At 60.0% G+C, this 22,289-nt stretch carries 20 protein-coding genes; 8 read left to right on the plus strand and 12 right to left on the minus strand.

Annotation, left to right across the window (positions count from 1 at the left end; all coding sequences use genetic code 11):
* Positions 1-81: 81 nt before the first annotated feature.
* The 4 genes from PCJ49_RS23605 to PCJ49_RS23620 all read left to right on the plus strand — a co-directional run bounded on the left by PCJ49_RS23605 (position 82) and on the right by PCJ49_RS23620 (position 6,281).
* Positions 82-1,536: a TrkH family potassium uptake protein gene (locus tag PCJ49_RS23605; protein ID WP_269913129.1), complete on the plus strand. Its 1,455-nt coding sequence runs from the start codon at positions 82-84 to the stop codon at positions 1,534-1,536.
* 89 nt (positions 1,537-1,625) lie between these two features.
* The gene (locus PCJ49_RS23610; RefSeq protein ID WP_269913130.1) at positions 1,626-3,419 is read left to right on the plus strand and encodes an acyl-CoA dehydrogenase; all 1,794 of its coding nucleotides are present in this window, start codon (positions 1,626-1,628) and stop codon (positions 3,417-3,419) included.
* A gap of 106 nt (positions 3,420-3,525) precedes the next feature.
* Positions 3,526-4,557, plus strand: a complete 1,032-nt coding sequence (locus PCJ49_RS23615) for an aromatic ring-hydroxylating dioxygenase subunit alpha (protein ID WP_269913131.1) — start codon at positions 3,526-3,528, stop codon at positions 4,555-4,557.
* Between the two features lie 212 nt (positions 4,558-4,769).
* A complete protein-coding gene (locus PCJ49_RS23620; protein WP_269913132.1) occupies positions 4,770-6,281 on the plus strand; it encodes a methyl-accepting chemotaxis protein in 1,512 nt (503 codons plus the stop codon).
* A 211-nt stretch (positions 6,282-6,492) separates the two neighbouring features.
* Here PCJ49_RS23620 and PCJ49_RS23625 read toward each other — a convergent pair whose 3' ends face one another.
* The 3 genes from PCJ49_RS23625 to PCJ49_RS23635 are packed head-to-tail and all read right to left on the minus strand — an operon-like array spanning position 6,493 to position 8,340.
* Positions 6,493-7,191, minus strand: coding sequence for an ATP-binding protein (locus PCJ49_RS23625; protein ID WP_269913133.1), 699 nt, complete (start codon positions 7,189-7,191; stop codon positions 6,493-6,495).
* Positions 7,169-7,777 carry a hypothetical protein gene (locus PCJ49_RS23630; RefSeq protein WP_269913134.1) on the minus strand — a complete coding sequence of 203 codons (609 nt, stop codon included), beginning with the start codon at positions 7,775-7,777 and terminating at the stop codon, positions 7,169-7,171. The genes PCJ49_RS23625 and PCJ49_RS23630 overlap by 23 nt, the downstream gene beginning before the upstream one ends.
* Complete coding sequence (locus PCJ49_RS23635; RefSeq protein ID WP_269913135.1) at positions 7,774-8,340, minus strand: hypothetical protein; 567 nt, start codon at positions 8,338-8,340, stop codon at positions 7,774-7,776. The genes PCJ49_RS23630 and PCJ49_RS23635 overlap by 4 nt, the downstream gene beginning before the upstream one ends.
* A gap of 172 nt (positions 8,341-8,512) precedes the next feature.
* Here PCJ49_RS23635 and pepN point away from each other — a divergent pair, with 172 nt between their 5' ends.
* Entirely contained in the window at positions 8,513-11,176 is a 2,664-nt protein-coding gene (pepN, locus tag PCJ49_RS23640; RefSeq protein WP_269913136.1) for an aminopeptidase N, read from the plus strand.
* Positions 11,177-11,198: 22 nt separating this feature from the next.
* Here the strand turns inward: pepN and PCJ49_RS23645 are convergent, their stop codons facing one another.
* Positions 11,199-11,405 carry a hypothetical protein gene (locus PCJ49_RS23645; RefSeq protein WP_089286322.1) on the minus strand — a complete coding sequence of 69 codons (207 nt, stop codon included), beginning with the start codon at positions 11,403-11,405 and terminating at the stop codon, positions 11,199-11,201.
* 219 nt (positions 11,406-11,624) lie between these two features.
* Between PCJ49_RS23645 and PCJ49_RS23650 the strand changes: the two genes are divergently transcribed.
* The gene (locus tag PCJ49_RS23650) at positions 11,625-11,882 is read left to right on the plus strand and encodes a GlsB/YeaQ/YmgE family stress response membrane protein (protein ID WP_269913137.1); all 258 of its coding nucleotides are present in this window, start codon (positions 11,625-11,627) and stop codon (positions 11,880-11,882) included.
* A gap of 6 nt (positions 11,883-11,888) precedes the next feature.
* Here the strand turns inward: PCJ49_RS23650 and PCJ49_RS23655 are convergent, their stop codons facing one another.
* Entirely contained in the window at positions 11,889-12,401 is a 513-nt protein-coding gene (locus tag PCJ49_RS23655; RefSeq protein WP_269913138.1) for a thermonuclease family protein, read from the minus strand.
* Complete coding sequence (locus PCJ49_RS23660; RefSeq protein ID WP_269913139.1) at positions 12,398-13,102, minus strand: SOS response-associated peptidase; 705 nt, start codon at positions 13,100-13,102, stop codon at positions 12,398-12,400. The genes PCJ49_RS23655 and PCJ49_RS23660 overlap by 4 nt, the downstream gene beginning before the upstream one ends.
* A 134-nt stretch (positions 13,103-13,236) precedes the next feature.
* On the opposite strand from PCJ49_RS23660, the gene cysQ reads away from it, so the two are divergent.
* Complete coding sequence (gene cysQ / locus PCJ49_RS23665; protein WP_269913147.1) at positions 13,237-14,019, plus strand: 3'(2'),5'-bisphosphate nucleotidase CysQ; 783 nt, start codon at positions 13,237-13,239, stop codon at positions 14,017-14,019.
* Between the two features lie 116 nt (positions 14,020-14,135).
* On the opposite strand, the gene PCJ49_RS23670 is transcribed toward cysQ, so the two are convergent.
* Genes PCJ49_RS23670 through PCJ49_RS23680 form a run of 3 tightly spaced genes read right to left on the minus strand, consistent with a single transcriptional unit; the run spans position 14,136 to position 18,098 of the window.
* Positions 14,136-15,635: a hypothetical protein gene (locus tag PCJ49_RS23670; protein WP_269913140.1), complete on the minus strand. Its 1,500-nt coding sequence runs from the start codon at positions 15,633-15,635 to the stop codon at positions 14,136-14,138.
* Between the two features lie 11 nt (positions 15,636-15,646).
* A complete protein-coding gene (locus PCJ49_RS23675; RefSeq protein WP_269913141.1) occupies positions 15,647-17,134 on the minus strand; it encodes a hypothetical protein in 1,488 nt (495 codons plus the stop codon).
* Positions 17,118-18,098, minus strand: a complete 981-nt coding sequence (locus PCJ49_RS23680) for a WYL domain-containing protein (RefSeq protein ID WP_269913142.1) — start codon at positions 18,096-18,098, stop codon at positions 17,118-17,120. Before PCJ49_RS23680 ends, PCJ49_RS23675 begins: the two co-directional genes overlap by 17 nt.
* Positions 18,099-18,848: 750 nt before the next feature.
* Here PCJ49_RS23680 and PCJ49_RS23685 point away from each other — a divergent pair.
* Complete coding sequence (locus PCJ49_RS23685) at positions 18,849-20,060, plus strand: site-specific integrase (RefSeq protein ID WP_269913143.1); 1,212 nt, start codon at positions 18,849-18,851, stop codon at positions 20,058-20,060.
* 218 nt (positions 20,061-20,278) lie between these two features.
* Here PCJ49_RS23685 and PCJ49_RS23690 read toward each other — a convergent pair whose 3' ends face one another.
* The 3 genes from PCJ49_RS23690 to PCJ49_RS23700 form a co-directional block, all read right to left on the minus strand.
* The gene (locus tag PCJ49_RS23690) at positions 20,279-21,031 is read right to left on the minus strand and encodes a hypothetical protein (RefSeq protein ID WP_269913144.1); all 753 of its coding nucleotides are present in this window, start codon (positions 21,029-21,031) and stop codon (positions 20,279-20,281) included.
* A 73-nt stretch (positions 21,032-21,104) separates the two neighbouring features.
* Positions 21,105-21,677 (minus strand): hypothetical protein, encoded by a 573-nt coding sequence (locus PCJ49_RS23695; RefSeq protein WP_269913145.1) that lies wholly within the window; start codon positions 21,675-21,677, stop codon positions 21,105-21,107.
* Between the two features lie 7 nt (positions 21,678-21,684).
* Positions 21,685-22,029: a hypothetical protein gene (locus PCJ49_RS23700; RefSeq protein ID WP_269913146.1), complete on the minus strand. Its 345-nt coding sequence runs from the start codon at positions 22,027-22,029 to the stop codon at positions 21,685-21,687.
* Positions 22,030-22,289 lie beyond the last annotated feature (260 nt).

Raw genomic sequence — 22,289 nt, forward strand, 5'->3', positions numbered from 1 at the left:
GAAGGCGCCGCCTTCTTGAAGGGTGGCTTATCCGCGACGGGCGTTAACCAACCGTCCCGCGCCTCCAGCCGTTGGAGTTCCATGCTCTCCCTGGACGTGCGTCCCATCTTCTATGTCATCGGTGCGCTGTTGTCGGTCCTGGCCCTTGCCATGGCCATGCCGCTGGTGGCTGACCTTGCCGCCGGTGCCGATGATTGGCGGGTCTTTGCCGTCTCCTCGGCCCTGACCCTGTTCTTCGGCGTGCTTTTGATGCTGATGAACCGGACAGAGCGGATTGCGCTCTCGCTGCGGCAAACCTTCATCCTGACCACGGCAGCCTGGGTGGTGGTGTGCTTCTTTGCCGCCTTGCCCTTCATGTTTTCCGCCCAAGGCCTTTCGGTCACCGACGCCTATTTTGAGGCAATGTCGGGCCTGACCACCACCGGGGCATCGGCTTACCTGACCGTGTCGGTGCTGCCGCCGGGCGTGTTGCTCTGGCGGTCGCTGCTGGTCTGGCTGGGCGGTATCGGCATTGTCGGCATGGGTATCGTCATCCTGCCCTTCCTGCGGGTGGGCGGGATGCAGCTGTTCCGCAGCGAATCATCCGACAAGTCTGACAAGGTGGTGCCGCGCGCTGCCGACATGGCGCTGGGCTTCGGCTGGGTCTATCTGGCGCTGACCTTCATCTGCATCGTCAGCCTGCGGCTGGCGGGGATGCCGATGTTCGATGCCATCAACCATTCCATGACGGCGCTGGGCACGGGTGGCTTCTCCATCCAGGACACCTCCATCGGCTACTATCAGAATCCGGCGGTGGAATGGGTGCTGACCCTGTTCATGTTTTTGGGCAGCCTGCCTTTCGTTCGCTATATCAGCCTGGTGCGGGGGGATTATGGCTCGCTGTGGCGGGACAGCCAGATCCGCACCTATGTCATTTTCACCGTCATCGTTTCGCTGGGTTTGGCCGTCTATCTGTTCGCAACGGATCGGCTGTCGGCAGGCGATGCCATCCGCCATTCCTTCTTCAACTGCGTCTCCATCATCACCACCACCGGCTTTGCTTCGCTGGATTATCTGCAATGGGGGCCGGGGCCGATTGCGCTGTTCTTCATCCTGACCCTGGTGGGGGGCTGTACCGGTTCCACCTCCGGCGGGATCAAGATGTTCCGCTTCGAGATTCTCTGGCTGGCCTTGCGCACCCAGGTGAACCGGTTGTTCAGCCCCAACCGGGTGTTGCCGCTCACCTATAATGGCAAGCCGGTGGATGCCGATGTCATCATCTCGGTGATGAGCTTCACCTTCGTCTATATCGCCCTGATCCTGATCTTCGCCGTGCTGCTGGGCATGACGGGGCTGGATTACACCCACGCCATTTCCGCCGCCGCCACGGCGCTGGGCAATGTCGGTCCCGGCCTGGGCGGCATGATCGGGCCGGTTGGCAATTATGAATCGCTGCAGGATGGGGCCATCTGGGTAATGTCGCTGGCCATGCTGCTGGGCCGGCTGGAATTGTTCACCGTGCTGGTGCTGCTCAGCCCCAGTTTCTGGCGCCGCTGATTCTTTCCCTCGACCTTTCCACGCCCCTCTTTTAAACATATGTTTGAACGAGGGGCGTGTAAGCCTCCGCAAGCGGGAGGAAAAGGCCGATGAGCCGCATGGACCGGCGCGAGATCGCGTTTTTGCTGGATGGGTTGCTGGATCTGGGGCCGCTGCTGACGCGCGACCGTTTCCGGCATCTGGACCGTTCAGACCTGGATCAGGTGCTGGATGTGGCCGATGGGCTGGCCGCCGACCTGTTCGCCCCGCATTACCATGCGGCCGACCAGCAGGAGCCGGAACGGATTGATGGCAAGGTGGTGATGCTGCCCGCCGTCAAAACCGCTGTGGATGCCTTTGCCGAGGCCGGGTTCCTGGCTGCCCATCATGATGAGGATGTTGGCGGCCAGCAATTGCCCTGGTGCATTGTGCAGGCGGCTTTCAGCTTTTTCCAGACGGCCAATGTCGCCACGGCGGCCTATCCGTTCCTGACCATTGGCGCGGGCAACCTGATCCGCGCCTTTGGCAGTGAAGAACAGCAGGCGCGGTTTTTGGGGCCGATGCTGACGGGGCGGTTCTTTGGCACCATGGCCCTGTCGGAACCGCAGGCCGGTAGCAGTCTGGCCGATATCCGCACCCTTGCCACACCCAATCCGGATGGCTCCTATCGCATCACCGGCACCAAGCAATGGATCAGCGCCGGGGAGCATGAGCTGTCGGAGAATATCATCCATATGGTGCTTGCCCGTATCCAGGGGGCGCCGGCGGGGGTGAAGGGGATCAGCCTGTTCATCGTGCCGCGTTACCGGGTGGGCGATGATGGCGCGCTGGCGGGCGATAATGATGTGCGGCTGGTCAGCCTGCTGCACAAGATGGGCTATCGCGGCACCACCAGCACCATCCTGTCCTTCGGCGAGGAAGGGCGGTGCCAGGGCTTCCTGGTCGGCCAGCCACACCAGGGCCTGTCCTATATGTTCCAGATGATGAATGAGGCGCGGATCGGCGTGGGGCTGGGGGCGGCGGCGCTGGGCTATGCCGGTTATCGCTATTCCGCCGATTATGCCCGCACCCGCCCCCAGGGCCGCCCGCTGGAAGCGCGCGACCCGACCACGCCGATGGTGCCGATCATTGAGCACGCGGACGTGCGCCGGATGCTGTTGCAGCAGAAGGCGGCATCGGAAGGGGCGCTGGCGCTCTGCCTTTATTGCGCCCGGCTGGTGGATGAGGAGCGCACCGCCCCCGACGAGGCCGCGCGCAAACAGGCCAGCCTGCTGCTGGAACTGCTGACGCCGATCGCCAAATCCTGGCCGTCGGAGCATTGCCTGGAAGCCAATAAGTGGGCGATCCAGATTCTGGGCGGCTATGGCTATACCCGCGATTACCCGGTGGAGCAGTATTACCGCGACAATCGGCTGAACCCGATCCATGAAGGCACCTATGGCATCCAGGCCAATGACCTGCTGGGCCGCAAGGTGTTCATGGGCGACGGTGCGGCCCTTTCCGTGCTGGCCGAGACGGTGAAGCAAACCATCACCGAGGCCGTTGATGTGCCCACCCTGGCTCCGCAGGCCCGGTTGCTGGCCCTGGCCCTGGAACGGGTAGCGCAGGTCACGACCCTGCTGGGCCGGGTCCGCGCCGAAGGGCAGATTGCCCTCTGTCTGGCCAATGCCACGACATATCTGGAAATGTTCGGCCATACGGTGCTGGCCTGGATCTGGCTGCGGCAAGCCCTGGTGGCGGAAACAGCACTGGCCGCCGGCACCGGCGATGCCGCCTACCTGAACGGCAAACTGGCCACCTGCCGCTGGTTCTTCGCCCATGAACTGCCGAAAACCGGTACCCAGGCCGCCATCCTGAACAGCCTTGACCGCACCACCCTGGATACGCCTGCCGACTGGCTGTGACCAATGGTCCGGGGTCCAGGGGCCTCGCGGCCCCTGGTAGTGCTTTTTTCGTCCTGTTCCTGCTATGGTGCGCCGCGAAGACACCCTCGCAACCGGACATCCCCTCGTGGCTGAACCCGCCCCCTTCCTGACCGACATCTGGTATTTCGCCATGCCGTCCGCTGCGCTGAAGCGGGGCGCGATGCAGGCCAAGATGCTGCTGGGCCAGCCGCTTCTGTTCGCGCGTGGGAATGACGGGGCGGCCTTCGCCCTGCGCGACATCTGCCCACATCGCGGCATCCCGCTGTCCTGCGGCCGGTTCGACGGGAAAGAGGTGGAATGCTGTTATCACGGCTGGCGCTTTGATGGCACGGGCGGTTGCACCGCCATCCCCTCGCTGGTGCCGGGGCAGGATTTCGACCTCGCCCGCATCAAGGTGCGCCGCTATGCGGTGGCGGAGGCACAGGGCAACCTCTGGGTCTGGATGGGGGAGCAGGCGCCCGATGGCCCGCCGCCGCAGATGCCGGATATGGAGGGTCGCGCGCCCAACCTGACAGAGGTGATGGAGTTCCCCTGCCATGTCGATCATGCCGTGGTGGGCCTGATGGACCCGGCGCATGGGCCGTTCGTGCATCAAAGCTGGTTCTGGCGGTCAGCCAAGAGCATCCATGAAAAGGCCAAAGCCTTTGGGCCGGCGCCCTATGGCTTTGCCATGAAGCGGCACAAGCCCTCCTCCAACTCCGCCGCCTATAAGCTGCTGGGTGGCGCGCCGGAGACGGAGATCAGCTTTCGCCTGCCGGGTATCCGCACCGAACATATCGTTGCCGGCCGGCACCGCATCGTCAATCTGACGACGGTAACGCCGCTGGATGCCAACCGCACGGAAGTGACCAACAGCTTTTACTGGACGCTGGGCTGGGCCGATCTGGCCCGCCCGGTGCTGCGCCGTTTTGTGCGCCGCTTCCTGGGCCAGGACCGCGATGTGGTGGTGTTGCAGCAGCAGGGCTTGCGTCATGATCCGACACTGATGTTGATCAAGGACGCGGATACGCAGGCGCGCTGGTATTACCAGTTGAAGAATGAGTATGGGCGCGCAAGGGCAGAAGCGCGCCCGTTCGTGAACCCGGTCAAGGACACGGTGCTGCGCTGGCGCAGCTGAGTGCGCGCGCAAGAATATAGAATGATTTATTAACGTTTCTGATTTCTCCTTCCCTTGAACGGAAAGGAAACGATCGTTGCAAAACTGGAATTGATTATTGTCAAATACATCCGTTCGCATATATGGATGAATCGATTTCCCGACCAACATTCCTCCCATCGTGACCTGCGACCGGACGTCGCGGGTCGTCAACACCAAGGGCGGGGGAAGTCATGTTGGTCGGACGTATGGATATGGTTGGGGGGCCGTGGCCGTTCCGCAATCGCGCTTCGGAAATCAGCAGCCTTTACGAAAGTATGCTGGAAGGGATGCCGCTGGCGGTGATGCTGTGCGAGCTGAAGGATTTCCGTATCACCTATGTGAACAAGAAATCTTATGATCTGCTGGAACGTATTGCCCATGTGATCAAGATCAAGCCGCAAGAGATTGTCGGCCAGTCCATCGATATCTTCCATAAGAACCCGCAGCATCAGCGCCGGATGCTGGCCGATCCGAAAAATCTGCCGCACCGCGCCCGTATCGCCATTGAAGGCGAGTGGCTGGACCTGAATATCAGTGCGGTGATGGATGCGCGCGGCAATTATGTCGGCCCCATGCTGACCTGGAACGTCATCACCGAACAGGTGAAGGTGGAAAACCAGACCAAGAAGCTGATCGGCATGATCGACCGGATGCCGATCAATGTCATGACCTGCGATCCCAATGATAATTACCGCATCGACTATGCCAACCGGACCAGCATTGAAACGCTGCGGACCCTGGAAAAGCATCTGCCGATCAAGGCGGATCAGCTGATCGGCTCCTCCATCGATATTTTCCACAAGCGCCCCACGCATCAGCGCAGCATGTTGGCCGATCCCAGCAATCTGCCGCATGAAACCTTCATCCGGGTGGGGCCGGAGACGCTGCATCTGAAAGTGTCGGCCATGACGGATGCCGCCGGCAAATATATCGGGCCCATGCTGACCTGGTCGGTGGAAACCGCCAACCGGGCTATGGCGGAAAAGGTGAAGGAGGCGGTGACGGCGGTGACAGGCAATGCCGCCGACCTGTCGCAGGCAGCCACCACCCTGGATGAGGCCGCCTGTACCATGCGCGGGCTGGTTGGCGATGCCAGTGTCGCCACCGATGAGGTGGTGCAGGCGATCGGCGCCATTGCCCAGCAGATGCAGCAGGCCTTCAACCTGTCGCAGGGTGCTGTGGAAGATGCCGGCCGGTCGGCGGAAAAGGTGGAACAGCTCTCCGCCGTCACCCAGCGCATCACGGCCATTGTCGATCTGATCCGCTCCATTGCTGGCCAGACCAACCTGCTGGCCCTGAATGCCACCATCGAGGCGGCACGGGCGGGGGAGGCCGGCAAGGGCTTCGCTGTGGTGGCAGGGGAGGTAAAGAGCCTCGCCAGCCAGACGGCCAAGGCGACCGGGGAGATTGAGCTGCAGATCGAACAGATCCAATCCGCCATGGCCGACACGGTGGAATCGATTGGCAAGATCGGCGGCACCACCCGCCGCCTCAGCGGTATTGCCAAGGATGTTTCCGATGCCATGGGCCGGCAGGCCAGCGCCACCCAGCAGGTGAAAGTCGGCATGAGCGGGGTTACCGCCGCCTGCGACCGCAACGGGGTGGCGGTCAAGGCCCTGCTGGAAACCGCAGCGGCCCTGGATGGAACGGCCATCCAACTGGACCAGGAAACCCAGCAGTTCCTGTCCCGCAAACGGGGGTAATACCAATCCGCCGAGGGTTTGACCCTTGGCGGATTGGAGGCCAGCGACCGCTGGCCCGCGGGCTCGTGCCCGCGTAAGCCAAGGCGGCGGATGCCGCCGCCCGGCGCGTGAGGGAACCAAAATCTCCCTGGATCGGTCACGATCAAGGGAGATTGGTATAAGCCGCCTTCAACTTCCCCCGGTGATCACCAGCGATCACCGGGGGAAAGCCTTACAGGGCGTAGCGCAGCGTCGCCGTACGTCCGCCATCGCTGACGGTCAGGCTGCTGGACATGATGCGCATGATCTCCAGCCCGCGACCGGATTTGGCTTCCGGGTTGCGGGGATATTGCACGGCGGCCGGATCGTACCCGCCGCCCTGGTCGCTGACCCGGACATGCAGGAAGCCATCGGCGACCCAGGCATAGAGGTCGACCCGCTTGCGGGCCTTGGCCGGGTCGGCCAGCGTGGTGGTCAGATGCTGGCAAAAGGCATCAAACTCCGCCGGGTCGTCCACCAGCGAACTGCCCAGCGCCAGATTGCCATGCAGCACGGCATTGATGATCGCCTCATGCAGGCTCAGCTCCACATCATGGCGCAGGGCGCCGGGCAACATGCCGCGTGCCAGCAGCCCTTCGCAGAACTGGGCCGCCGTATCCAGCGTCCAGGCAAGCCTTGTGGTCAGGGAAACCAGCAACTGACCCTGGGCCAGCGCGTCAGCCAGGGCGGCGCTGGGCAGCGTATCCTCGCTATATTCCACCACGGCGGCGCAGCTGCCGCGCAGGGCCGCCCCCAGATCCCCCGCCGCCCCTTCGGGCAACAGCCGGATGGTGGTGGCACTGGCATCGCCGCCGATCGGTATGTTCAGCAGCTGTGCGGCACGGGTCAGTTCCGACTGATCCAGCCCTTCACCCGTGAGCCGATAACCCATGATGCCTCCGCCCGCTCTGCCCGTTCACTTCGACCGGTTGCCCGGCATTTGGTCCATCCCCGGTAATATCGGCCATGGCGCAGACCCCGGCAATAAAACCTTCCGCCGGAGGATACTTCGTCAAGGCGCGTGCGTGCAATTCCTCCGGCGAGCGGGCAAAGCCATGGAACATGCGTCCCTCGTTCCAGGGTGGCAGCCCGGCCGCCGCCTCCTGCCGCCCCAGGTTGCCATTGGCGATCATCAGCGACCATAGCCGGTCGAAGCGGCGCCATTCCCGGTCCAGCATCAGGATGGATTGTTTGGGCGCATCGCGCAGCCGGGTCATGCGCGCCTCTGCGGCATTGGTGGCGGCAACCATCTGGGCGATATGGGTTTCCGCTTCCAGAATGGCATTGCGCACATTATCGGCTTCCCGCCGTGCCTGGCGCAGCTTGGCGGCCAAGGCGTTCTTTTCATCCACCGTGCGCGACAGGCGCCGTTCCACCTTGCGGATCAACCGCAAGACCCGCCGGCCGGACAGGATCAGGACGGCACCTGCAATGGCCAGCACCAGCAGGCTGATCAGGTTCATCAGGCTGTAGGTCATGGGGATGTTCCTGTCCAGCGGCTGACGGTGATCAATTCCCGCAGGGCATAGCCTTCCTGGGGGGGATAGGCATTGGCCAGCAACTGGCGGGCCTGATGTTCGCTGGGTGCCCAGACACGGATCTGATTCTGGTAACGCCAGATCACCGGGGCGCTGTCAAAATCCTTGGTGGAGAGGTCAGCCAGACGTTTATTGTCCAGTCTGGCGACAAACAGCGAATCGCCGATGGCCTGCTGGCCCAGATGGTGCCACACCTGCACCCGGTCACGTTCCGCACTGGTCAGCATCACCTCCAGTCGGCTCAGCTGCGATTTCAGGCGAAAGCGTTCGGCATTGCGGCGGTCGCGCAGGGCGCCTTGTTCCATGTTCTGAGCCAATGTCCGCTCCAGCAGCGGGCCGGTCTCCTTGATTTCCCGCTGCACCTTGGCGTGGTCGGCGAACCATTCGTAAATGTCCGGCAAGACCACGCGCAGCAGTTCCAGCACGACGGTCCCCACCAGGCACGCCGCCGCCAGGGACAGGATCACAACATCGGATGCAGCCAGTTCAATTTGCATTCCCACCGTCGCCGTTCCCCCACAGCAGACTTAACGGTTGTATTTGAACATAACCGGCAGAGATATCCAAAATTAAGATTTTTCTCGTGCTTTCAGGGTGGCGGGTGGGGTGGTGACAGCCGTCACGGGCGGGCCTATGCTGCGGCCTCCCTCACGCTGACCCTGAAGGATCGTGAACATGGACAAGTCCGTTCTGGACACCGCATCGCCCAAGGCCATCCTGCTGCGCGATTACGCGCCCCCGGCCTGGTGGATTGATCAGGTGGAACTGGATGTGGACCTGCATGAGGATGGTACGCGCGTGCTGTCCCGGCTTTCCCTTCGCCGCAATGCCGGGGTGGCTGCCGCCCCGCTGGTGCTGGACGGGCAGGAGATGGAGTTGCTGTCGGTCGCCCTTGATGGCCGTCTGCTCAGCCCCGATGATTATGCGCTGACGCCCGACAGGCTGACCCTGACCGGCCTGCCCGATCAGGCAGTGGTTGAAATTGTCACCCGCATCCATCCGGAAAAGAACACGGCGCTGGAAGGGCTCTACAAATCGTCGGGTAATTTCTGCACCCAGTGCGAGGCGGAAGGTTTCCGCAAGATCACCTATTTCCAGGACCGGCCGGACGTGATGGCCCGCTACAATGTGCGGATTGAGGCCGACAAAGCTGCCTATCCAGTGCTGCTGTCCAACGGCAATCTGGTGGGGGAAGGGGAGGCGGAAAATGGCCGCCACTGGGCGCGCTGGGAAGACCCGTGGCCCAAGCCCTGCTATCTGTTCGCCCTGGTGGCCGGCAAGCTGGTGCATATCGAGGATCATTTCCAGACCCGGTCCGGCCGCAACGTTACCCTGCGCATCTATGTAGAGCCGGGGAACGAGGATAAGTGCGGCCACGCCATGGAAAGCCTGAAGAAATCCATGAAGTGGGACGAGGATGTCTATGGTCTGGAATATGACCTGGATATTTTCAACATCGTCGCTGTGGGTGACTTCAACATGGGGGCGATGGAAAACAAGTCGCTCAATATCTTCAACACCAAGTATATCCTGGCCCGGCCGGATACCGCCACCGATACGGACTTCTTAGGAATTGAGTCGGTGGTGGCGCATGAATATTTCCATAACTGGACCGGCAACCGTGTCACCTGCCGCGACTGGTTCCAACTGTCGCTGAAGGAAGGGCTGACCGTCTTCCGCGATCAGGAATTCAGCGCCGACATGAATTCCGCCCCGGTGAAGCGCATCCAGGATGTCACCCGCCTGCGGCAGGTGCAGTTTGCCGAGGATGCCGGCCCCACCGCCCATCCGGTCCGCCCGGACAGCTATATTGAGATCAACAATTTCTACACCCCCACCGTGTACGAGAAGGGGGCGGAAGTGCTGCGCATGTACCGTACCCTGCTGGGGGCGGGCGGTTATCGGCGCGGCATCGACCTGTATTTCCAGCGCCATGATGGTCAGGCGGTGACGACCGATGATTTCCTGGCCGCCATGCGCGATGCCAACCCGGATGCGGGCGTGGATTGGGAACAGTTCCGCCGCTGGTATGCCCAGGCCGGCACGCCGGGCATCAGCGGCCATGGCGTCTATGATGCATCTGCCCGCACCTATACGCTGACGCTGGCCCAGTCGCTGGCCCCCACGCCGGGCCAGCCGGAAAAGCTGCCCATGCTGGTGCCGGTGGCGCTGGGCCTGGTCGGGCCGGATGGGGCGGATTTGCCGCTGCGCCTGCAAGGCGAGGCGGTGGCGGTGGGCACATCGCGTGTGCTGTCGCTGAGCGCTGCCGAACAGAGCTTCACTTTTGTGGACGTGCCGGCGCGGCCGGTGCCGTCGCTGTTCCGGGGCTTCTCTGCCCCGGTGAAGCTGGGCTTTGATTACAGCGATGCCGACCTCACCTTCCTGATGGCGCATGACAGCGACGCCTTCAACCGCTGGGAGGCGGGGCAGACGCTGGCATCGCGCCTGCTGCTGTCGCTGGTGGCCGACAATGCCGCCGGGCGCGACATGCTGGTGCCGGACAGCTTCATCGCCGCCATCGGCCAGACCCTGGCGCGCGCCGATGAAGACCCGGCCTTTGCCGCCCTGGCGCTGGCCTTGCCGTCGGAAAATTATCTGGGCCAGTTGATGGGGGTGATTGATGTCGATGGCATCCACGCTGCCCGCGAACTGGTGCGGGCCAGCATCGGCAAGGCCCACCGGGCGGCGCTGCTGGCGCTCTACCATGCCTATCAGGAGGGGGAGAGCTTCAGCGTCTCGCCCGATTCCATTGGCCGCCGTGCGGCGCGCAACGCGGCCCTGGCCTATCTGATGGCGGCGGGCGATGCAGAGGGCAAGAAACTGGCGCTGGCCCAGTACCGCAGCGCCACCGGCATGACCGATGTGATCACAGCATTGGCCCTGATCGCCGACAGCGACATGCCGGAACGCGCCGACGCGCTCGCCGCCTTTGCCGAGAAGTGGCAGGGCGAGGCGCTGGTGATGGATAAATGGTTCATGATCCAGGCGGGCAGCAGCCGGCCCGGCGTGCTGGCCGAGGTGAAGGAACTGTTGAACCATCCCGGCTTCAACATCCGCAACCCCAACAAGGTCTATGCGCTGGTGGGCGGTTTCACCGGCAATGCCGTGGCCTTCCATGCGGCGGATGGCTCCGGCTATCAGTTCCTGGCCGACCGGGTGATTGAGCTGAACAAGCTGAACCCGCAGGTGGCCAGCCGCATGGCCAAGGCCTTTGCCCGCTGGCGCAAGTACGGGCTGGAGCGTCAGGCCGCTGCCAAGGTGGCGCTGGAACGGATTGCCCATACGCCGGACCTGTCACCCAACGTGTATGAAATCATCTCCCGCAGCCTGGAAGGGTAAAGGGGAACACCTTTCCTTGTCCTCACTCCCCGGCCAGTGCCTCCATATAGGCGCTGGCCGGGCGCTGGGGCGTGTAATAATAGCCGGATTCCATCCGGGCCTTTTCAGCCTGATGCTGCATCGCGCTCAGCACCGGCAGCGACCAGGCCGCCCCCAGCACCACCACCCACAGGGTGACGATGCCGGCCTTATGTTGAAAAGTCGCACGATCCCGCAGACGCCACCGCATGGTGCCACCTTGTCGCCGTTTTAACCGGCGCCTTCTATTGATCTGATAGGGTCATTATAGGCCGGGGGATTTGCCGGTTTCTTAACGCCGGCATGGCTTTGTCCCGTCGGGAACAGGGCGGAAACGGGGCAAAGGGATAGGCTATCCGTTCAGCCCGTCCGGGAACCTGGCTGGGGGGCCCGCTGTTGTGGGCAACAGTGTCATTTCAGGGAATGCATCATGGGTATTATCGCCACCTTGATCATCGGGCTGCTGGTTGGGATCATCGCCAAGCTGTTGATGCCGGGGCGCGATCCGGGCGGTTTCATCCTCACCACCCTGCTGGGTATTGCCGGCGCCTTTGTGGCCACATATCTGGGCCAATCTATCGGCTTCTATCGGGTGGGGGAGGGGGCCGGCTTTATCGGCGCCGTGGTGGGGGCCATGATCCTGCTGGCGCTGTACCGGGCGGTGGCGGGTGGCGGCCGGCGGGATTGATCGCTGCTACTGGGCCTGTTTCAATTTCTCCCGTTGCTGGCGGGAGCGCCATTCCCAGGGCGCTTCCACCCGACCGGCCCACATGCCCCGCCGGTGGGATGAGGCAAGGGCCTCATCCGCCGCATAGGCGGGGGTCAGCGCCCGGTAGGCAAGGGCATAGCCCAGCTGCACCATGGCGCGGCCAATATCCACCCCGCGCACCACACAGGCGGCCAGCTGTGGCGGCTTGCCCTGTTCCTTGCGTGGGGTGCAGGTGACCTCATCATTATTCAGGATGCGTTCCAGCATCCGGCGCGACAGCTCATAACAATCATATTCCGTGCCCTTCACATTCTTGCATTTCTGGCCGACATCGGGCGCATCAATGCCATCCAGGCGGAAATCCTGCCCGTCAATGGTGACGATATCGCCTTCCTTGGCCGTCCCCTTGCCCACAACGGGGGCCGGGGCCTCGGCCCCCTGCACAGGCAGGGACACCGCCAGCATCAGCGTCAGGGGAAGAAACAGCCGCGCCATCATAACAGCATCCCCATCGGTTCGGCCGATGGTGGGGCCGGGTCCAGCAGGGCCGGCCCTTCCGCCCGTGCACCATTGACCAGCGGATTGACCGGCCGTGCCGTCAGCGTGCCGGTGGGGCTGGGTCGCAGCAGGGCGGCATCGTTATCCCCCGCCAGCCAGGCCGCGCGCGCCGCCGCATCGGCCAGCAGCACCGGCTGGCGATGGTGCAGATGGCTGATATCCGGCCCCGCCTCGGTGGTCAGGATGGTGAAGGTGAAAAGCGGGCGGTTGCCTTCCGCCCGATCGCGCCAGATTTCCCACAGGCCCGCCATGGCCAGCGGGGCCCCGTCTGCCCGCGTGATGAACCAGGGCTGGCGCGGCGTGGTGTCCGGCTTCCACTCGTAAAATCCATCGGCCGGCACGATGGCGCGGCGGCGGCGAAAGGCCTCGCGGAAGCTGGGCTTTTCCGCCGCTGTCTCGCTGCGGGCATTGAACAGCTTGCCCCCGCCGCCGGCATCGGTGGCAAAGCTTGGCACCAGCCCCCAGCGCATGGCGGTCAGGCTGAGCTCACCCGCCGCATTACGCCCGATCACCCCGGCATCGCGCGTGGGCGCGATGTTGTAGGCCGGCACCAGCTGGCGCGGGGGCAGATCATGGCGCAGGCGTGCATCGAAGGCCTCTGCCAGCGCCGCCAGATCCTTCTGCACAAACCGCCCACACATCGCCCTGTCCCCAACTGTAAACCGGCCACCAGCATAGCAGCCGCCCGACAGCGGTGCAAAAGCCACCGGGCAAGGGGCTTGCCTCCCCCCCCGTCGCCGGTATGATCGCCTCCGTTTACAGATGGAGCCCCATGATGCTGACCCCTGACCAATTGGCCGCCCTGCTGCCGCCCGTGCGTGAGCTGGCCGTGCAGGCCGCCGCCGCCATCATGGAATTCTATACCGATGATATGGAGACGGAGACCAAGGGCGATGGCAGCCCCGTCACCCGCGCCGACCGCGCCGCCGACGCGGTAATCCTGGCCGGCCTGCGCGCGCTGACCCCGGATATTCCCGTGGTGACGGAGGAAGAGGTGGCGGAAGGCCGCATCCCCGATATCAGCGCCGGCACCTTCTGGCTGGTCGATCCGCTGGACGGCACCAAGGAATTCATCAAGCGCAATGGTGAATTCACGGTGAATATCGCCCTGCTCCTGAATGGGGAGCCGGCCCTGGGCGTGGTGCTGCTGCCGGCCACGGGGGAGCTTTACGCCGCCGCCGGCCCCGGTACGGCCATCCGCAGCCGGCCTTTGGCCAAGGACGAGCCGATTACCGTGCGCCCGGTGCCGGCAGTGGGGTTGACGGTGCTGTCGTCGCGCAGCCATGCCGATAATGCGGCGGTGGATGAGTTCCTGGCCGGCCGCCGTGTCGCCGCCCGGCTGGCCGCCGGCAGCTCGCTGAAATTCTGCCGTGTGGCCGAAGGGGTCGGCGATGTTTATCCCCGTCTGGGCCCCACCTGCGAGTGGGACATCGCCGCCGGCCACGCCGTGCTGCTGGGCGCCGGCGGCACCCTGACCCAGATTGATGGCGAGCCCCTGACCTATGGCAAGGCCCCCCGCTTCCTCAACCCGCATTTCGTCGCCTGGGGTGGGGCGTAAGGGGGACGTGAGGGCCCTACGCAACACTATGCAACATAAAGGGGCATGGTGTTGCGGGGGGCGACCACGGTTGCAGACTGGGTGCGTATGTTGTTTTGAACTTTTATAGAATATTGTTAATCATCCTCAAGTTTTGATGAAATGTTCAGGAGAATATGTTTAAGATTGTCGGCGAGGACTCCGGCTCCTCCCAAAGAGATCTTATCATCTATAAATTGCAACTCAGAGGAGCTTAGGACAACTATTTTGTTTTTGTATTTTTTTATTCTTCCCCAGCTGGCTGCCTGTGGGGGCGTAAATGCGTTTTTCCAGTAGATTCCGGACTGTCCAAACAGAATGCCCTCAGAAGCTGATCCGAATAAGGTAGTATCAATGAGCGCGAATATTTTCTCATTCTCTGGAACTGACATGCTGGATCTTGCCTTAACAAGTTTCGGTCCTGGGATGTTATCCAGTTTGTAGAGATCTTTAATTGTTGCGTATTCGTGCAGAAAAATCCGTACCTCCTCCCACGGATTTTTTCTTGATTTCGTCAGCAGGAGAGGAGATTCTGCATCGGGTGGAGTTGGAGGCTGGTTCTGGGGGAGGCCTTCCAACAGCTGTTGCGGCTGATTAAAATGCGCTTCATAGAGTCGTTTCGACAGACTTAGGCAGGCCAAAATCTCGATAGCTATGTCTTTCAAGGATAGCTCTGCATCTGTCTCAATGCCAACTTCATCAATGAAATCAGTCAGAACAAATTTAATGGCCTCAGCATGACTGATGCCCATCCGGCGTTGCAGGGGTCTGATGACGCGGGAGCTCACATTGTAATTATCCTTTATTTGATTTATCGCATTGAAGACAGGAGAGGAGATGTTTTCTATAAAAAAATCACTTTCTTTGTTTTTTATTATAGGGATATTAACAATTGATGAGAATTTATCATATCCGACCATATCGATTTCATCAATGGTCCGCTCGATAAACTCGGAAATGCTCATCATTTTTTTGGCAGGAATTCCTATTGCTCGAATCGCAGTTTGTAGATAACGCAGCTCCTGTACGCTCCAGGAGGACGATTTTAACGCGTAAAAATCATCCACAACCTTGAGAAGCCGCAAGCACTCCGGATATTGGTCATCATACTCGCGTGTCTCAATCGTAAGAAGCCAACTGTGAATGCGTTGGCTTGCCTCCTGGTTATCCATACGCTGTTCCAGGGCAATAAAACGTTCATATACCCTGTCTGCCAACCGAGCAACTTCGATTTTAAGTATTTGTTGGTCAAATGCCAATGTTTTCAAGTTGTTCTTTACAACAATTATCGAATGCGCGAGCATTAGATCACGTTCCTGAAGAAGATTGATGTATCTCCAGGCATGTTTCTGCATATTCAGGAGATCATTTTGTGTCGCCCTCTCCAGTGCCGCATTTTCTCCTGAAAAATGAGACCAGCAGCGCTTGAAGAAACCCTGGCCAGCATATTCCTGCAGCCTGGTCTCTGAGCACGATAGAAGCCGAGACGCATCCATGGCCAGCTGTTCGGTTTCAGCACTCCGCGTTTTTGCCCAATCAAGCTTACCCTCCAGTGTTCTATCGATTTCTTTCAATTCAATATCATTCATATCGAACATTTATCTCTCTCCTATATACGGTCAATGGAACGCTGCATGGCGATGGTCAGGTCGGCGCTGTCAGACATCATTTGGTTAAACTGCTTGTCTGCTGCCGCATCTTCGATCAGATACTGATAAAACGCCACCTGCCCGTGAAATACATTCTGCGACACCTCGTCCAGAAGGTAAGCTGCATCCCTTAGCGTCGTTGCGTTTGACAGAAGTTGCCTATAAGGCGCTTCTATACCGTTTTCTATAGCAAAATCCATCGCCATTGAGCAGATGAGGCCCCCCACAAGGCCAGCCAGGACAGGCACAGCCGGCGCCACAAATGTACCCACTGCCAACCCGCCCCCCGTCAACGCTCCCAATGTTCCGCCGAGGGTTGCCGCGGATGTGTTGAGTATCCCCTTTCCAGAGCGTTCTTCCAATTGTTGCAGGGTGATTTTCCCGGCGCTGAACAGAACGATATCCTTAATCAAGTCGACCGCACTCACGGCGACCACTGATACAGCTGTTGAACGGGTGAGGGCGCCGATGCTGCGACCTGCCATTTTTCGCATCAATTCTTGCGACCCATAGCGTGCGAGCAGGCTGTGCGTTCCTGTCACTGCCGCCGCCTTCAATGCGCTGTCCGCTGCGGCGGCCGCCGTCTCTGCAGCGATCTTCACAGCGGCTTCGGAGGCGGCAAGCTTTCCTTCACGGACCTGCTTGCTATAAGCGAAAGTATTGACCACGCCGGAGATGATGGCAGACATTGCCGCCGCGCTGACAGCAGCTTCCCGAACCCGTTGTTGGGTCGAGCTGGTTTTATATTGATTTTCTACGTCTCTTTTAAAATCTGGATCAGCCTCTCGTGCCAGTCTTTCTGCTTGTGACTTACTGAGCGGGGTGGATTGGGCACCATCGGTTGACAAGCTGTCCGTTGTCTTGGCCTCCACCATGCCTGCCGCTTGTTCGACAGCCGGTCGTGTTCCCTTTTCCTGTTCTTTTGTCTTATACCTTCTTGCTATATCTGCTACGTCTTGAGCTTGATCTGACGGCGCAATAAAGGAATCCATTTCATGGTACTTGATGTTTCCCTCTTTATCTACCTCGCGCAGGGCTTTGTAGGTTTCCTTGGCTGACTTGTAATATTTAGATTGTATTTTCGAAACCTCTTCGCCATTTTTCATAATGACAATGTCGGGCGTGTCATTAATTTTGTAACCAGCGTCGGAAAATTCTGTATATTTGTCTGTGTAGGCCCGCACGCCATCATTGTTCAGTATTGAGTCTAAATTAAAAGTAGAAGAGTGCCATTCTTCTGCTGCGAATCCGGCTTTGTGGGCCGTTCCTTGGGCTGTTCCGCGTATACCCGCTAGATTGGCATCGGTGCGCATGATCTGTTCGACCATCGCCCGCATTTGTTCTTTCGCTGCATGGGAAAACACGGGATTGACTCCAGCTGCATTGGCAAATCCCCGTTCGAACTTGGTTTCAATGCAGTCAATTTCTTTATCACCCTGCGTGTTCATGGTCTTTATCATTCCTTGTCGAGCTTTCAGTTACAGAAACCACCTGGGCCAAGCCGCCAAAGCTGGACACCCAGGCATGGAGTTCCTTTTCGCTGGTGGTGGTGACGGTCAGGATGATGCCGCCATCATCCTGGTCACGGATCACCTGATCTTCGCTCCACATGCGATCACGGACATAGTCGGCGACCGGTGCCGCAACCCGTACCTGAAACCGGCGGGGATCGTGCCAATCCAACCCGAAGGCCCGGGCGGTGGCGTCGGCCGCGTTGAAGCGGAAATATTCCCCCGTCAGGTCAACCGTGACGATGCGATGCAACGAAAATGTGGTCGTGCGATCAGCCAGCAGGGAACCATCGGCCAGCCGATATCCCTGCACATACAAGGTTCCGTTTGTCGCCAGGATGCGGCCGGGGGCGTACCGGTGCAGCCGCACATCCCCCCGCCCTTGCGCACGATAATGCACCGCGCAGACCTGCCGGTTTTCAATTGCTTGGCGCAGGGTGGAGATTGTCGGCAGGTGCGGGCCATAATCAATGCAGCCTTTGGGGCGGAAATAGATGCCCCCGCGGGGTGAATGGCGCTGCTGTCCCTCTGCCAGTTGCAGCGCCAGCGACATCAGGCTCTGATCGATCCGCTCTGCAATTGCCGCCGGCAGAAAGGACGCGCCAATTTCCCGGCAGAGCGCCAGATAGTCCAGCTCCTCAAAAGAAAAGCCAAACGTCTTTGCCTGCGTCAGCGAGCGGAGCCGATAATAGCGTCGCCGCCCTTCCAGGCCGCTTTCAATTTCGACATCCTTGCCAAGGTGCCGCTCAACCACGCCGATAAGCCGTGCCACCGTTTGTGGGGAGCAGCCAAGGTCGCGTGCAAGATCGCCTTGAAAGTGCTTGCGGTGCCCCAGGGTCAGCCGCTGATACAGAACCAGCAACTTGTCCCGTGGCAAGGCGTCGGTTTTCTTGCGTGGCATGGTTGTGCGCGCCCGGGATGTCCGTCCGTAAGGCCGCTTAACCCTGGCGGGTTGTGGTTCCGCCATCCTTCCGATCATCCACCTTTTCGGCTACAATATGGTTGCGGGCGAACTGGCTTGCGCCATAGAGGGCGAGGCCGGTCACCACAAGCCATCCAACAACTCTGCACATCTGGTTCTCCATTTTTGGCTACGAGATTGCCTGAACCTCGCCACCAGAGTGAAAGCCATTCACCCCCCCAGATTCTGACAGGCATCCGCAGATTTTTTCCGCCTCATCCTTTTGGGGTAGCTTATCGTCTGTCGGATGGCTTGCATAGATTGATAATTGCAGCCGCATGGGAATCAGCGTCCTCTTGGTAGGGCAGGCTGATCAAGTGTCGCGGGGCGGGGGATGAGGCGCGGGCGTAGCATGTTTGCCGCTTAGCGCATTGTCGCTTTCTTGGCGACATGTAATGAAAAAGGTTCCCGACACCACCGGTGACGGGAACCCCTTGAAAAATCTGGTGGGCTCGGAGGGACTCGAACTCCCAACCAGACCGTTATGAGCGGCATTTTCCAAGATTTTGCACGAACGGCCACGAACACATAAGAACGCCAGAAAACATAATATTTTCAGACATATATGGCACTTATCGGCCAACCACGATCTTTGACGAACATCAGCATAGAACGCCGTTCAAAATCAATCTTGCACTTACAGAGCACTTACGGCAGGCTCGTGCCGTTGCAGTTAAACGGGGATTCGCCGTGCAAGGTTTGCTGGGTTTGCCGCTGATCAAAAGCCTGAAACCGGCTGATCGGCCCTATGAAGTCCGGGATACCCGCCTGAAGGGTTTGCTGCTGCGGGTACAGCCCAGCGGGGCGATGACCTACTACGTCGAATATGCGCGCGGCAAACGGATGAGCCTGGGGCGTACCAGCGTCGTCACCCCGCAGCAGGCCCGTGACCAGGCGAAGGACATCCTGGGTTCCGCCTTCCAGGGCAAGGACCCGGCGGCAGAGGTGGCCAAGCCCGCCCAGGGACACACATTCGGCAGTTTCGTGGACGGGGAATATGGAAGTTGGGCCATTGCCAATGTCCGCACCCACAAGGGAACCCTCCGGCGGCTGAACACCAGCTTTGCCGAGTTCCGCCCCCTGAAGCTCAGCGAGATCACCCCATTGCTGGTGGAGCGCTGGCGGTCGGAACGCCTGAAGGCCGGCACCAAGCCATCGACCGTAAACCGCGACTTGGACGACCTGAAATCATCGCTGGGGAAGGCCCAGCAGTGGGGCTTTATCGAAAGTCACCCCATCGAAAAGGTGAAGCGCACCCGCGTGGATGACCGGGCCACGGTGCGCTTCCTGACCGATGATGAGCATAAGCGCCTGCTGACCGCGCTGGACGACCGGGAGGAGCGGTTACGCACGGGCCGGGACAGCGCCAATGCATGGCGGGCCGTGCGCAAATATCCCCTGCTGCCGGACCTGCGGGCCGCGCCCTATGCCGATCATCTAAAACCCATGGTGCTGGTCTCCCTGCACACAGGGCTTCGCTATGGGGAACTGGCGAACCTGACTTGGGATGATGTGCATCTGGACCGCGCCATCCTGACCATCCATGGCTTCAAGGCCAAAAGCCAGAAGACCCGTCACATCCCCCTGAACAGCACCGCCATGGAGGTTCTGGCCGCCTGGAACACCCAGCGGATGGAAACCAGCCCCCTTGTCTTCCCCAGCCGCGACGGTAGCCCCTTCGACAATGTGCGCAGCTCGTGGGAGGAGGTGTTGAAGGACGCCGGCATCACGAAATTCCGCTGGCACGACATGCGCCACACCTTCGCATCCTGGCTAGTCATGCGCGGCGTGGACCTGAACACCGTCCGGGAGTTGCTGGGGCATTCCGATTATCAGATGACATTACGCTATGCCCATTTGGCCCCGGAGCATAAGGCGGCTGTGGCACGGTTGGTTGGGTGAGTGGGGGGGGCGATATGAGCCATATTTCCGATGAGCTTTGGGCGCGCATCGCACGCAGCACGGGGGGAGGGCCGGAGCTTCGGAGGCAGCAGAAATTTAGTCAGATTCTTTCATTTATTTCTGAAAACTACAAATTTATGATTAAGGTTAGAATATGTTCTGAAAATAATCTCGGAGAACATAGTTTTATTCTGAATAAAGTCCAACAATGCAACAAACTACTCGATTTGATTCACTGGAGTAGGATCAGGGAGCTTGCCAAACACTTTCTCCCTCCAATCCCCATAGGCTTCAAGGAAGTGGAGACGAGCCTTGTAGTCCAATTGTGTCTTTGGAGGGAAAAAACGCGTGAACGCGTGCGCAGCTATGATCGACACCTGAACCAATTCCTGAATGCAGCCCTCTAAGAGACTTGGCACCAGCATTGGCCCCATGTGGGCGTCAGCAGTAGGATTTGGTCGAAGCATCGCGAACCCAGCAAATGTCGGATGGCCGCAAAGGTTGCAAAGGCGCTTATAGTGAGCGTCGCGATTCTTTCTCTTAAATCCGTCTCGCTTGTCTAGGGCCTTGCGAACTATATTGGGGCCGAAGAGCTTCAACCGCTTATCTTCAGTGGTCTCTTTCCACTGACGTACCAGTTTCGCGTCGGTCCGAAGGTAATCGAGCAGCCATCCGCTCTCCAGAATATAGCGGATCTGCAGACCCGATGACTGGTAGTAGCCGCTGAGCAGGAGTTTCATGGCCGAGGCCATAGAATTAAAGAGGCTGGCTCCGATCAGTGCCACAATCAACTGGTCCTCGCTCATGTCCAATGTGTTCACGCGAACATATTGGAGAGCATCCATGCATTGCTCGATCATCGAGACGTGTAGCGACATGTCCTTACTACCTTCGATGAGCGCGATGGATTTGACACAAAGGGCTTCTTCCTCTGCATGCAGGAGGGATAAGTTTTTGGGGATCGCAGGCATACCACTCCTTGTCATATGATTTTTCTATAATTTTATATATTTTCGTACATATTACATCACTTTTCCCGCTCGGCTATAACAGCTCACGGCCCCGCATTCTCAGGCGGATCAGCCCCCATATCCGGTGTCTGTTTTCGGTGAAGATTTTCATTGTCTCAAAATCTGCACCCGTGGGACTGATCACCGGCCCGAAATAGTCATTGAGCCACACGATCAGCCGGATTTGGGGCGGTAGGACCTGTATGGCATGCAGCAGGCCCTGCAGCGTCTCCGCCTGCGCCCAACCACCGACCACGATGGAATGCACTTTTATGGTCCAGCCCTCTTTCAGGAGCGTTGTTACCGTCTCCGGTGACGTCAGCCATTCCCCCATGGCCAGATACGAACTCGGGCCGGTATCAATCACCACGTCCCCTTGATGGGCGCGGATAGCGTCGGTCAGGGTGGCCATGTCCGCGCCGACCACCGCCGCCCCTGACTGGAGGGTGTTGGAAAAGCTGTTATTCAGCCCATCCGCGTCCACGGCCAAAACCTGGCTGGGAAACGCCCACTTTTCTCTCAGGTATTGGGTGAGGAACGTCGCCACCAGGGACTTGCCAATTCCGCCCTTGCTCTGAAACACCACATGCACTTCCCACATTTTCATGTCCCTATCAGTAGAGGTTGGTTGGATCGACCCTGCCCGCCGGGCCGAATGCCGGGCCGGTTGGGACCGGCTTAGGCGTGACGGGCGGCGGCGAGATCGTTGATGGTGGGGGAGCCGGCGGCGGTGGCACGACCGGTTGCCCGCGCGATGGCGGTACAAAGGGCGGCATCACCCTCTCGACCAGATACTGCCGCACATAGATCTGGAACTGGCGCAGCCCCAAGGGCAGATGCGGCGCGAATTGGCGATAGACGGTCGATATCGACCAGCCTTTCTCCAACTCCGCCATGATGGCATCGCGGCGGGCCAGGAACGCCACCCTGCCCGCCGTCAATTGTCGTCTTGCTGTCATGTAATCACCTCTGGCTTACCGATACGAATCGGCAAGAACAGTCGGTAACGTAAAATCACATCGGCGCGAATAGTCTAAAAAATACTCAGAACGAACACGAACATAGACGAACAATAATACATACTTCAGACTAATATGTAAGCGTCAGCCGATGCCCGTCTTGCGGAACGTCTGATAACTGAGATTCTGCCGCCCCCTGATTTGGTGGTGGCGGATGGTGGGAATTTTGGAAATGGACGGTCTTGGGAGTGCTCGTAAGA

Origin of the sequence: Niveispirillum sp. BGYR6 (assembly GCF_027568365.1) — a bacterium.
Classification (GTDB): domain Bacteria; phylum Pseudomonadota; class Alphaproteobacteria; order Azospirillales; family Azospirillaceae; genus Niveispirillum.